Here is a 14,255-nt window from a genome sequence, read left to right on the forward strand (position 1 = left end):
GGGGCCGCCAATCGTAAGTTTGTCCAGTTTTTTCCCCGGATTGTCCATGGCTTCGGGGTCTCTGGCTGTAATACAACTGGGCTGCGATCTCGATGAAAAAGGCCAACCGGCCCGGCCCACAAATCTCCAGCATTTTATCCGGCTCCGGTTCCCTTTCGTCCTCCCGTCCTTACCCGAATTGTTAAAACCAGATCACTCCGACCTCGTGAAAAAAACTCCACGTTTCATCCATCTCAGCGTCCTGCTCGGATCCGTTGTTTTCCAAGCCCATGCGGAAAGCGCTGCGGGGGCTTGGGCCAATGCCACCAGCGGTGGTACCTGGAGTGAGCCCACCAACTGGTCGGGTTCCATCAGCGCCGACGGCGCGGGTTTCACCGCGGACTTTAGCGCCATCGATATCACAGCGGACAATACGGTCCATCTGGATTCCGCGCGAACCATTGGCAGCCTGAGCTTTGGGGACACCGACCCTCTCACCGCTGCCGGATGGATCCTCGATAACAATGCCACGCCCGGCAACGTGCTCACGCTGGAAGGTGGCACGCCGACCATCGCCGTCAACGCACTGGGAACTGGCAAGAACGCCGCCGTCACCGCGGAGCTCGCGGGAACTGCGGGCCTTACCAAAGCGGGCCCCGGCATGCTGGCGCTCAATGCGGCGAACACCTACAGCGGCGGCACCACCATCCAAGCCGGCACCCTGGCGATTTCCCACCTCGGTGCCTTGGGAACCGGTGACGTCGCGCTCGGGAACAATACCACCCTACAGGTCAACACCACCGGCAACCTCACCGGAGCCAACACCCTCACCGTGGCTTCGGGGAATAGCGCGCTGATCGATTTCGTCGGGAGTGGCGCTCGCGCGCTCGGCACGGGGAATATCAACCTGGATGGCACGCTGCGGGTCACACGCACCGCCACCGGTTCGGGGGGGGTGAACTTCACCGGAGCACTGGTCGGAGCCGGAACTCTCGAAGTTGGCAATACCCAGTCAGGAACTGCCGTGGGAGTGAGCCCAAACCAAGGCCGGTTCAACATCACCAATGCCAACGCCTATGCCGCTTTCACCGGTAGCGTCCACGTTCTCGAAGGTGGCAATCTGACACTTTTCAATGGTACGTTGAATGGCCAGGATGCCACGGTCGATGCGGGGGGCTACCTCACCATTGTCAACTCCAATTCGACGAGCATTGGGGCGCTGAATGGCGGTGGATTCATCACACGGAACAGTGGCACCGGTACCACGGCTACCTTGACGGTCGGCAGCGGTTCGTTCTCGGGTGTGATTGCGCAAAATTTGGTCGGAGCCATCGGCGCGGTCGCAGTTACCAAGACGTCTGCCGGAACCCTCACCCTCAGCGGAGCCAGCACCTACAGCGGTGCTACCACGGTAAGTGCCGGCACCCTCAAGGCGGGCGGGCCCTCGGTGGGTGGCACGAGCGGTCCCTTTGGCAATGGATCCACGGTGACGTTGGCGGATGTGGCAGGAGCAACCCTGAATATCACGGGATTTGCGACCGATATCGGTTCTCTCGCCGGAGGCGGCACGACGGGCGGCAACGTTGTCTTGGGTGCGGCGACCCTGACGACGGGACGCAACAACGCTTCCACGAGCTACGCCGGCGTCATCTCCGGCACCGGCGGTTTGATCAAAATCGGCACCGGTGTGCTGACGCTCACCGGCACGAACAGCTTCAGTGGCACAACAAGCATCGATGCAGGGACCCTGCGCGTGAACGCCAGTTCGGCTCTGGGTACCAGCGCCTCGCTCCGCAGCAGCAGCGGGAGCGCAAGTACCGTCTTTGCCTCGGTGGATGCCACTGCGCTCACGATCAGCAAGGGATTTTATCAAGAGCTTGCCGGAGGCTCCATCACGTTCGGCGATGGTACCGGTACCGGCAACCTCACCTTCACGGGTAATTTGGAACGTGGGACGGGGGCGACCAATCGGACCGTCAATGTCGCAGGGACCACCTCTGTCACCTTCAATGGCAACATCGTTAATACTGCCCTCAGCACCAACGCCACGACTTTTCTCAAGGGCGGATCCGGCACGCTGGTGATCAAGGGAACGGGAAACAGCGAAATCGGTTACTCCGCCGTCACGGCCACCGGCGGCACGCTCGCCGCAACCAAGCTCGCCAACATTGGTTCCAACTCCTCAATTGGCAGGGCCTCTGCCGCGAGCGCCACGGGTCTCTTCACGCTCGATGGCGGCGCTACCCTCGCGCTGGTTGACGGCGGCTCGTCTTCATCCACCGATCGTCCGCTACAAATCGGCCGGACCGCCGCCGGTGGCGCGGGCATCATCGCCAACAACGCCACGAGCAACACGCTGGAATTTTCGAACTCCGGTGACATCACCTACGGCACGACGAACCTGACGCGTTCGCTCACCCTCGGCGGCTCCAATACCGGCGCGAACACCTTCGCTCCCGTCATTGGTGACAACGGCACCGGTGTGGTGTCCTTCTCCAAGGCCGGCGCGGGAACCTGGGCGCTCACCGGGATCAATACCTACACGGGACCCACCACCATCAATGCCGGCACGCTGCTGGCGAACAATGCCAGCGGTTCCGCCACCGGCACCAACACCGTTACCGTCAAGTCCACCGGCACCCTTGGCGGCACCGGCGCTGTGGCGGGACCCGTCGTCCTGGAATCCGGCGCCGCGCTCGCCCCGGGGACCTCGATCGAGTCGCTCGCAACGGGCGACCTCACGCTGCCAGTCGGTGCCACGCTTTTTGCCCAGATCGACTCGTCCGGAACGCCATCCGCGGACGTGGTGAATGTCACGGGTAATGTCACCTTGGGCGGCACGCTTGCGGTCACGGACATCGCCGGCACTCCGGCGGCTGTTACGCTTGGCACCAAGCTAACCCTCATCACCTACAGCGGCACGCTCGGCGGCACCTTCAGCGGCTTGGCGGAGGGCGCCACGGTGAATGTCGGCATCAACAGTTTCAAGATCCGCTACGCCGACAGCAATGCGGTGACCTTGGAAGCCGTCACTCCTGCGGGTGGCTACAGCTCGTGGGCGAGCACCAACGCACCCGGGCAAACCGACGATCAGGATTACGACGGCGACGGGGTTGCCAACGGCGTCGAGTATGTCCTCGGTGGACTGGCGAACACCAACGATCTTAGCAAACTGCCAACCATTTCGATCGAGGCGGGCAACCTTGTCTTCACCTTTCTGCGCGATCAGGATTCTAAGACCCTGGACGCTACAGTCTTTATCGACGTCGGGACCACGCTCGCGACCTGGCCGCTGAACTTCACCGTCGGCAACAACACCGCCGGCTCCACGACCGGGGTAACCGTGACTGACAATCTCAACGGCACCGACACGGTAAAGTTGACGATTGCCCAAGCTCCAGACACGAAGAAATTCGCCCGCCTGCGGGTGGAGATCGCGCCCTGAGCCAATGGGGTCATCCAAGGGACGACAATAAATTTCCCGTCGAGGTCAAGAAGGGAAGGATGGGTGCCGCGCGGAGGAATCCGCGCGGTGCCTGTCGGCCCGAAACTAGATTTTAGTTCCAGAATGAGGCCGCCTTCGACTCCGCGCGTGCGCTCCCTTTTCGAATTCCACAGCTCCCGGAAACATTTCGCGGGACAGCATCTTTCACTTTGGAAGCCCAACACTACCCATGAACCCATCTTCCGCCAACGCCGAGCCCGAGCAGACGCAAACGAAGAGTCGTTCCGGGCTCAAACGACTCATCGCTCGAATGGGGCTGGGGGCCTTCACGATCTCCATGCTGGTCCATGCGATCTTTATCCTGCTGGCGATCTTCTTCTTCATCCGCTGGGTGGAGCCGCCGCCGGAGAAGATCGATTTCCTCCCCGGGGGGGGAGGCGGGGGTAGCAACGGAACTTCCCACAGGATCCAACCGGCGCGGAAGGCGGCGATGACCGCCCCGGCGCAGTCCAAGCGCATCGCCTCCACCTCGCTCACGGCCTCCTTCTCGCTGCCCGACTCGGCGGACAATCTCATGGACCCGGGCCTGCCGATGGATATGGGAGCGGCGCATATGGGTTCCGGTGGCGGTGTGGGCGGGGGAAGTGGGGCGGGCTCGGGAACGGGCGTCGGTTCTGGCACGGGGCCGGGCAGCGGCCCGGGCTTCGGGAAGGGGTTCATCAATCCATTCGGAATCATGAAGCCCACGGGCAATGCGCTGGTCGGCACCTTCTACGACTTCAAGCAAAACCAGGACCGAAAACCCACCGGCGTGAATTCCGATAAGGTGGAACAGATCCTTCACGAGTTCATCAACAACGGCTGGAAGGAACGCGCGCTCCAGGAGAAGTACTACAAGGCGACTCAAACCCTGTATCAGACGAAAATCTATCTCCCCACCATGCCCGCGAAGAATGCTCCTGCGGCATTCCAATGCGAGAAGGAGGTCCAGCCGAGTTGCTGGGCGGTGATCTATCGGGGAACGGTGAGCCCGCCGGAATCCGGCCGCTTCCGCTTCGTCGGATTCGCGGACAACGTGCTGGCGGTGCGATTTGATGGGAAGCTGGTGTTCGACTATGGTGTCACGATCCTCAGCGGCCCGACACGGCTACTGCTCACGAAGTCTGCCACCCATCTGGATGTTCTGGCCGGGAAGAAACGCGACAAGAACGTCGAGAAGCAGCTCCGTCGCGCGCCAGCTTCGCTGCCGATGTCATTTTATCCTTACCCCGGGCTCAACAAGCCGTTGCCTTACAACGACTGGTTCGGAGGGTTGGCCGTGGGGCCGGAGTTTGCGGCCTTCGCCGGCAAGAGCTATGAGATCGAGATCCTGACGGGAGAAATGCCGGGCGCGTATTTCAGCTCATGGCTGATGATCGAACAATCGGGCAAGACCTACCAGAAGACGGCCGAAGGCTCGCCCATCCTTCCCTTGTTTCGCCTCGATGATAGCCTTCCTTCCGACACGAAGACCGTCCCGGTGGATCCGAACGGCCCCGTGTGGCGATGCCTGACACGGAATCCTTCGAACGATCGCATCTCCGGATTGGATGATTTGGAATAGCGATACCCGCGAGTGGTTTGCTGTGGCTACCCGCAAGCCTGCGCTGAGCAGGCCACGGCATTCCACTGCGGCCATGCCGGTGTGACGGGGGCGGCTGTCTTCATCCACCGGCATTTCCACGAAGTCATCTCCGTGAAAAAAGTCGCCGCCCAAGCGGAGATGTCCGCGCGCTCCTTGCGACTCAAGTATCCACGCCGGGTGGCCGCACCGTGAAGGAGGACGTCGAAAGCGAACGACTCAAGAAGGCGCATGGCGCAGGCAACCCCACAATCTTGGGCCGACAAAGAAGCAACGCCTTTTCAAAGGCTCGGATCAAATGGCGAGTCGACGACACGTCGTCGACTCGCAGAAGTCTGTGCCGATCCCTGTCGGTAGCTATTCAGTGATATTGAGCCGGGCGAAGAGCTTGCCGCCACTTGCCAAGGCCCTCGGGATGGACACGGTGATGTCGTCCGGCGCGGCCTCGTTCTCGATCACCTGGATCTCGACACCGTTCGCGTCGGGTGCGGCGCTGGACTCACCGACAACAACATCGGTCCAGCCGGTGAGATCCGATCCCCACTGGACCATCTCCGTGCCGGCATGGGCCTCGGCATCATCGCGACGCTTGAAGGTGAGCACCACGTGCGTGGCATTCACGGTCGTGAGTGGGAGGATCGAGCCGTCCGCAGTCATGGGATTGCCGCCGAGGTAGAACTCGAGCAGGTTGCCGGTGCCATCGTGGTCGGGATCGTCATGGGAACCATCGAGGCCATGGGCACTGGCCCACGCGAGATAGGGATTTACCAGGGCACCCGCGACTGCCACCGAGATGGTGCCGGTTGTCGCCAAGGTGCTGGTGTTCCAGACGAGGCCGGCGCCGGGGGGCTGCAGGGTCATCGTGGCGAAGCTGCCGGTGCGGGTGGTCGCACTGAAGAGTTGGAACGAATCGCCGACTTGGAGTGCGTTCCCACCGACATTGGTGACCAGCAGCGTGCCGCCATAGGTGACGGTGGTGATGCCGCTGACCTTGTCGGTGGAGAGCGTGCTGCCGGTGCGCCCGATCTGCATCGCGGTGGTGCCGGACAAGGTGAGTGCCTTGCTGGACAGCGCGAGGGTGCCCGTGCCATTCACGCCCGGGGCCAGGGTGCCGCCGCTCTGCACGGTGACTGCCCCGCCAAGGGTGCCGGTGCCACCGAGCGTGCCGCCGCTTTCTACGATGAGCGTGGTAGCAGCGAGCGAGCCGGTGACACTGAGCGTCCCGCCACTGACCGTCGTGGCACCGGTGTAGGCATTGGCGCCGCCCAGCGTGAGTGTGCCGGTGCCGGTCTTGTTCAAGGCGATCAAGGTCGGGCCCGTGACGCTGAAGACGCTGGATCCGATCACGCCGGTGAAGTTTCCGCTGGTGACATTCATGGTCGCCGTACTCCCCGTCGAGTTCTTGACGATGGTTCCGTCGCCCGTGAGGTCACCAATGGCCGGGGTGTTGCCCGCGACCAAGGTGAGGTAGCCGCCGGAGTTGACCGAGACGTTGTTGCTGTTGGTCAGCGTGCCGCCCGTGACGAAGATCAAGTTGGCGCCGCTTTGAATTGCGACGCTTCCCGTGAAGTTGTCGAAGGCCGTGGCACTGCTGAAGTTCGTGCGGCGGAACGGGGTGATGGAGCCAACGGCGCTCGGGCTGCCAAGCTCCAGGGTGCCTGCACCGAGAAGGTCACCGCTGAAGGTATTCGTCGCGGTGCCGCCTGCGGAACGCTGGATGATCAACTTGCCACCAATCGTGATAGCGCCCGTCCCGAAGCTGGCATTGCTTGAGGAGTTGGTCATTTCCAGGGTCGCGGTGTTCCCCGAGGTCACGGACAGGGTATTCGTGTTGGTCAGGGTGCCATTGAGGGAACTGGCCACCTGGAGAGTGGTGCCGTTTCCGAGGGCGATGTTCCCGGAACCTGCGGTGCCGAGGTGGGAGAGGGTCAGAGTACCGCCGGACACCGTGGTGCCGCCCGAGTAGGTGTTGGCTCCACCGAGATTCAGGGTTCCCGCCCCGGCCTTGGTGAGCCCGTCATTGCCTGCAATGACCGCACCGATGGTGGTGGACCGGTTGTTGACCGTCACCAGTGGACTGCCACCGGTGACGTCGAGCGTAAGTGGTCCGCCGCTGCCGGTGTTGAGGATCCAGTCGTGAGAAGTCGTCGTATCGCCGAAGCTCAGGTTGCCGATCGTTCGCGCTCCATCGAGCGTGACGGTCGCGTTCGAGGTCAGGTTCAGGTTGGCGAAGTTCGCGGACTTGTCCGCGCCCTTGGCGATGATACTTCCGTTCCAGTTCGTGGGAACGGTCCAAGAACCGCCGTTGGCATTGGTCCAGGCGCCGTCGTTGTTGGTTACGTTCACGCTGATGTTTAGCGTTGCCGTGGCGAAAGAGTCCGCCACATCGGTCACCTGCACCGTGAAGGGGAGACCGCTCAGGTCACCGGAGGTCGGCGTGCCGGAGAGAGTGCCGTCCGTAGCCACGGCGAGCCAGGCGGGGCCGCTCGTTTTGGTGAACTCAATCGTGTCGCCATGGATGAGGTCATCGTCCCCGGCGTCGCCGGCCAAGCTGCCGGAATAGGCCACGCCCTCGCTTGCCGCCGGCTTCGTGATGATGGCGTTCGTCCAGGCCGGCGTGTCGTTGACGTTGTTTACGGTGATATTCAGAGTCGCGTAGTCGGTCAGGCCCGTGGGGTCGGTGACGCGGACGGTGAATGCATTCGCTCCGACCTCACCATTGCCCGGTGATCCACTGAGCGCGCCGCTGCTGGCAACACTGAGCCAGGCCGGGCCGCTGACCTTCGAATACGCCAGTTCCCCGAAATTCACATCGGTGACGCTGCCAGCCAGCATGGCGCTGTAGGCGGCGTCCTCGGTGGCTCCTGCTCCCGAGATCGGGTCGCTGGTGAAGAGTGGTGCGGCCGGAGGAAGGCCTTCTTGATATAGGACGCCCACCGCCGCCGCGTTGAGCGCCCGCTTGTAGATCCGCACGTCGTCCAAGGAGCCGTTGAGGAACCGTCCGCCGTAGCTGTCCTGACCGAGATAGAGTTTTGTGGCGAAGGGAACCGAGGCATGGGTGGCCGTATTGACCGCCGTCTGCAGGGTGCCTCCGGCAGGCTGCATGTAGAAGGTCGCCTTGGTCGGTTCGACTACCACGGTGCATAGCGTCCAGGTGTTATCCGGAACCGTCAGCCCACTATTGAACTGATAGGTGGCCACCACATTGTTCCACCGGTAGCGAAGTTCATTGTCCGTGCCGAAGGTCAGGCCGCTGGCAGCTCCATCGCGCATGAAGGCGATGCCGGTGTAGTCCGGTTGATCGCCGTCGCGTTTCACCCAGGCGGAAATGGTGACGGTATTCGAGTTTAGGTTGAGGGGCTGGACCTCCACCGATTGGCTCGTGCCGTTCAAGGCGAGGGCATTGTCCGTGAAGCCCGTTTCCCAGACCGGGCCATTGAGCAGGGTGCCGGTGCTGCCGGTGCCGGAGGCATCCGCGGCCACGGTGCCTTCGGTTTCATCAAGCTTCCACCAGGCGCGCAGGTCCGTGGTGTCGGTCAGCGTGATGGTGTGACTGGCCGGCGCGCCGAGCGAGGCTCCGGATGGACTCGACAGGGACACCACGATGCTCTCGGGGATCTCAACGATGGCATCCGTCAGGATCGACAGCGGGATAAGCTTGAACTGCTCTCCCCCCGCGAAGGTCAGCGCGCCCGGCGTCAGCGTGTAGTCGCTGCCATTGGTAGCGGTACCACCGCTGACGTTGTAGTTCACGGTGACCGGAGTTGTTCCTGCCGGGCGGTCGAGCACCGCCATCAGAAGCGGCTCGGAGCCGTCCGCTTCGGAACGCAGGGACGAGGAGGTCAAGAGGCCGACTGTGCGAGGAGCAGCGTCGTCGAAGCGGACGGGGATACGGTTGAAGCCGGGACCCTGCCACGCGGCAGAGACGTGGTCGTCGCCCGTGGCTTCCTTGTGCTGGACTTCCAGATAGTAGGACTGTCCGGCCACCAGGTTGACGTTGGCGGACTTCTGGGATGGATCCGCATCCCACTCTTGAAACGCGGTAGGGGAGGTGGTCTGGGCGATCAAGGCTTTGTTCGCCGCGGTGGAGTCGGTGCTCAGGAAGAGACGCGCGACATCGTCACCGGAGATCCAGAACGTGTAGGTGCCCGTGGCCGGCGCGGTGATCAGGCCGGTGAGCCGCCGCGAGTAGCTATCCGCTACGTGCTGGGGGGGGGTGAACGAGCCCAGGGTCCCGGTGAAGGTGGGGGCGACGGTATCCCAGGTGTTGCTGTCGAAGACCGTGACCCCGGTCCAACGTTCCTCGGTGACGAGCGACGCTGGAACCGCGTCATCAAAGATCGTGATGGAATGCCTGCGGTTCGGGGTGTCGATGACGGTGTTCACAGGCGAGCGCAGTTCGAGCACCGCGAGTTCCTCCGCTTCATCAAAGGGATCTGGATTGATCCGGATCCGCACGTTGCGGGTGGTTTGGCCCGGCGCGAACGTGATCGTGGCGTAGGGAATGACCGCATTGCCGTTCGCGGCATCGACGAAGGCCCAATCGCAACCGTCTCCCAAAGCGGTGCTGCCCGATCCCCCGGTGCAGGTGACCGTGACAGTCGAAGCGGAGGCCGCCGAGAGCACCACCGCAATGTCCCGGTATTCCCCGAGCGCGCCGGGCTGTTCACTGGTCACCAGCGTGTGGTCTTCGAAACCCACATTCACGGGGAAGGCGTCGTTGTCTGCAATCGAGAGCGACGCCGACCCGGGACGATCCACTCCATAGCCTGCCGCTGCCACCACCGTGAGCACCACCGTCTCCGTGCCTTCCGCGAGCGTGTCATTGACAGGTGTGAAGGCGACAACCACCCCTCTTTCGGTATCCGGGATCACGGCGGAGCCGGTAAGTCCCGTGTAGTCGCTGCCATCGGTGGCAGTTCCGGACAGGGTGTAGCTCACCGTGAGATTACCCGCCGTGCCCGCGCGGGAGATATAGAACTTCCCGGCGGCCCCGGCCTCGGTGGGCGCGGAGTTGTAGGCTGATACCAGGACCCGCTCCCCGCTGTCATTGTCGCGGATGATCGCCTCGGCGGACGGATCGTTGACGATGCGATAGCCAGTTCCGGGAGTCAGCGTGATCTTCACCGTTTCGGACGGTTCGGCAAGGGTGTCGCTGATGAGGGGAATCGAGAGAACCGTTTCATTCGAGCCATTCACGGGCACGTTGATCGAACCGGTGAGAGCCGTATAGTCCACACCCGCCGTCGCCGTGCCTGAGACCGTGTAATTCAACGTGATGGTGCCACTGCCGGTTCCCGTCGAATGGAAGACCACGGCGGGGCCGGCTCCGCCCTCGATGCCGGCGACGGTGCCGGCACGCACGGAAACCACGGGGACATCATTGTTGTCCGCGATCGTCACCGTGCCTGTGGAGTCTGGCCCGATCTTGTATCCGTCGGGAAAAGAACTCACCGCGAGCGTCACGGTTTCCGCCCTTTCGCCCTCGTCGTCGTCATAGGGCGTGAGGGCTACCTGTGCACTGCTGGCTCCGGCGGGAATGAGGACCTGTCCGCTGAGCGGGACGTAATCGGCACCCAGATAGGCACTGCCGGAGATGGAGTAGTACACCAGCAGCGGTGCCGCGGTGCTTCCCGTGCGCGTGAAAAGGAACATGCCGGAATCCGGACCTGCCTCGGCGGAGGAAGAGTCCAGGGTCACAAGGGTCACTGTCGGAGTGTCGTCGTCCGCGACGAGAACCTTGGCGGTGATAGTGGAGCCCAGGACATAGGTGGCGTTGGTGCCGATGGTGGCAATCACATCCTCCGGCCCTTCGATCAAACTGTCATTCACCGGAGAGACCGTCACCTCCATGAAACTCTGGCCGGAGGGAATCGTGACCGTCGCGGGCAGCGTCGTGTGGTCGGTGCCATTGGTGGCGGTGCCACTCCACGCGACGGTGAGATTCAGCGCTGCGGCGGTCGAGCCGGTGCGGGTGAAGGTGAACCTGCCGGTGTCTCCGCCCGCTCCTTCGGTGGAGTGAGCATCCGAAGCCGTCACTCCCACCTGGGGCAGGGCCGTGTCCGTGTCCACCAATGTCATCTCCGCCGCATTCGCCGCGGTGGAAACATAGCCGCTAGCGGAGAATTGACCGTCTCCGGAAACAACCTGCATCGTGATTGCTTCCGGACCTTCCACGGCCGTGTCGTTCAAGGCATCAACAGTGATGTCCAGGGATGCTGCCCCCGCGGGGATCGTGAAGCTGCGAAAGGAACCGGCTGCGGTGACATTCGGGGACAACGTGTAGTCCGTGGTGAGGGTGGCCGTCCCACCGGGCGGAGCGACCAGCACGGTCAATGCGGCCGTGGTGTCACCGCTGCGGGTGAGGCGGAATGTTCCGTCCGCGCCGCCTTCCGTGGCATCGGCGATCTTGGTCAAGGTGACGGCAGTCAAAGCCGTGGCCGTCCAGTTGACGGTGTTGGTTCCGGCGACCACGGTATAGGGATTGGCGATCGAGGGCGTAAAGGTATAGCCAGCTAGCTTCGCGCTAAGCGTGTGCGTGCCGGTGGAAAGACCCGCGAGCGAATAGGTGCCGTCGAAGTTGGTGTAACATTCCTTGGTGCCGTTGCTGACACGGACACCGGGAATGGGGGTGCCGTCCACGGTGATGGTTCCGGCGACGACCTGCTTGCCATGCGCGCCGACGTTGATCACGACGGAACGCCGTGCCGTGCCACCCTTCCTGTCGGACACGGTCAGCATGGCCGTCATCTGGGCAACGTTGGGGAACACGCGGGTGTAAACCGCGTTGCTGGTCCCGGTCACCCCGTCATCGAACTGCCAGTGATAGGCGAGCGCGTCACCGTTGGCATCGTTGGCGGTGGCGGTGAAGGTGACGCTGCCACCCGCACTGATATTGGTGGCACTGGCGGCCAAAGTGGTGACGGGAGCGACATTCCCCGGGAAAGGCCCGCGGTTGAAGGCGATATCGAGCGATGGCGGATCCGTCGCATTCGTTGCCAACACCGTGAAGTGCATGTCAGCTTCATTGTCCGAATAAGTGCGGCCGACTTGGATGCCGCCGTCGTTTTTTCCGCCGGTGGTGCCGGGGGTGGTGTCGAGCAAGTAGCCGGCGTTGCTGTTCTTGCCGTCTGGGTCGCGGATGGCGCCGCTGTAGAGAACGAGCGCGGAATCCGCCAGCAGTCCGCCCATGAGCGGGTGATACTCGATGTTGTAGCTGCGCACGCTGTCCTTCTTCACGCTGAGTCCGTATTGTTTTCCGGTCTCCAGGCGCGGCTGGTCATAGGCGTGGATACGGTAAACGCCATTGGCTGTCGGAAGGTGCACATGGCTGCTCGGAAGCCAGCCGAGCACGCGCTTGCTGATGCTATTGTAGTGGCGGTTGAAGCCGTACGAGGCGCCCATTTCGTCGAAGGGATTGCCGTATTCCTGGACGCTGCCGTCGCCATAGGCGGTGCCATCCGTTGTATTCCAGGAGTTGGCATGCCCGAGCCCGAGCGTGTGACCGATCTCGTGACACGCCACACCCATGCCATTCTCATCGAGCCAGACGTTGCTGCCACCGAGGCTTCCCCACGAGCTACCCTGGGTCGCCCCATTGATCCGGACAATGACGATGTCGTATTGCGTGTAATCGTAGCCCAGGTTGAGGACTGCGGCGCGCGCTTGTTGCTGTGTCACGGAGAGGACATCGACACCGTCGACCGCATCCCCATCTTTCTGATCATACCACGCTCGCGTCTGGGGCAGCACGATTACCGGGGTGACCGTGGATGTGAGGGTCAACTTGCCGAAGGAGGTCTCCTGAAGGTAGCGGGCGGCGTCCCGCATGTCATCGGCAGCCTGGTCCTCCGTGCACGGTGCCGCCAGTTGGTCTGGAAATGTGGTGCGGATGTAGATCGCCCGGAAGTTGCCGGTCGTCCTCGCGGATGAACCGGGAAGGCCCTCGACCATCGAAGTGCCTCCACCCGGCCCTGCTCCCATGATCAGCATTTGGTACTGGTCATCCAGCACCTCCACGTGAGCGCTTTCGCAAAGCCCGATCACTTTGCCGCCCACCTCGACCGTGGGCATCTCCTCCGTCACGGGCGTCGTTTGCGCCACGACTTCGGTCTCCTTGCCCGACACCGGGCAGGTCGATTCCACCACAGTGCCCTTGGCAATCTTCTCGCCGACCTTGTAACGGTAGACTGGGCTCTCGGCTACCGCCAAGGGACGGTCCACCGCCACGCCATACAAGGGGATCTGCGGGCGTGTGGGAACGTCCGCCATGCCTCCGTAGACGTAGGCCTGATAACTCACTCCATTCGCTTCGAAGAAGCGAGCGACCGGAGGAGCGCCGTACTTCCCGTTCGACATATAGACGTTGTAGTCACCCGTGGCGGAAACCCGCTTTTCCAGAAGTGCGACGATTTCTTCCGGCAGTTCCTGGCGGACCAGCGGATCCACCGCTGACAGGAGCGCCTGCCGCGGATTGGTGATGATGAGGGCTTTGAATTCCTCGCGTCGCTCAGCGGCCAGCCGCGCTCCCTCATCCATCATCTGCTGGCGCTCTTCGGGCGCAGCATCCCTCCATTTGGCAATCCAGCCGTCGAAGGCGGCGAGCTTCGAGAGATCCGGTTCGCGCGGCTGGGGGCGCGGCGTCACGAAGCCCGTTTCCTCCGGGGTGGGGGACGGCTCCATGGGTTCCTCGCCTGCAAGAGACGGGGGCGCGGGATCGGTCGTGGAGGCGATCGCGGATTCAGGCGGAGCGCTTGCCGGTTCACGATGACCGGACGACAGCCAGAGTATCACGGCCGTGAGCACGCCCAGCATGGCTGCGCTGAGCAGGAGGAGGGTTCTTGGGGTTTTCACTGATGGGTTCTTTTGGGTTTTGTGGATAGCGGGCGGCTCCAACCGGGCATGTTAGAACCCGCGACCCAATAGTAGTTGTAATACAGGGATTACCGCGGGATCCATGGATCTTCCGATCGAAATGATGGACTATCCGACGATTTCGGAAGTTCTAACAGATCCCTATGCAATTCCCTTTTTTCCGTCCGGCGGGCGATGGTTTGCGGGGCAAACGCGATCGTGGATCGAGCCTTCCGAGCATCACCAAAACCAAACCTGTTTCAATCCGAAGCCCTCGTGTTCGCTTTAGGTCCCGTGGTCCTTCGAGTGGTGTGAGGACCGTCTTTGAGTGCGGGATGACGATCGATGATTCGGTAC

Annotated in this window: 3 protein-coding genes; 2 read left to right on the top strand and 1 reads right to left on the bottom strand. The window is 62.7% G+C overall.

Going from position 1 to position 14,255, the window contains the following annotated elements; all coding sequences use genetic code 11:
• The first annotated feature begins 205 nt into the window (after positions 1 to 205).
• Together OKA05_RS14955 and OKA05_RS14960 are read left to right on the top strand one after the other, a co-directional pair.
• Positions 206 to 3,424 carry a beta strand repeat-containing protein gene (locus OKA05_RS14955; RefSeq protein ID WP_264487971.1) on the top strand — a complete coding sequence of 1,073 codons (3,219 nt, stop codon included), beginning with the start codon at positions 206 to 208 and terminating at the stop codon, positions 3,422 to 3,424.
• A 229-nt stretch (positions 3,425 to 3,653) separates the two neighbouring features.
• Positions 3,654 to 5,027 (top strand): hypothetical protein, encoded by a 1,374-nt coding sequence (locus OKA05_RS14960; RefSeq protein WP_264487972.1) that lies wholly within the window; start codon positions 3,654 to 3,656, stop codon positions 5,025 to 5,027.
• Positions 5,028 to 5,402: 375 nt separating this feature from the next.
• Here the strand turns inward: OKA05_RS14960 and OKA05_RS14965 are convergent, their stop codons facing one another.
• Positions 5,403 to 13,898, bottom strand: coding sequence for a Calx-beta domain-containing protein (locus OKA05_RS14965; protein ID WP_264487973.1), 8,496 nt, complete (start codon positions 13,896 to 13,898; stop codon positions 5,403 to 5,405).
• Positions 13,899 to 14,255 lie beyond the last annotated feature (357 nt).

The sequence above is a fragment of the Luteolibacter arcticus genome, assembly GCF_025950235.1.
Taxonomy (GTDB): Bacteria; Verrucomicrobiota; Verrucomicrobiia; order Verrucomicrobiales; family Akkermansiaceae; genus Haloferula; species Haloferula arctica.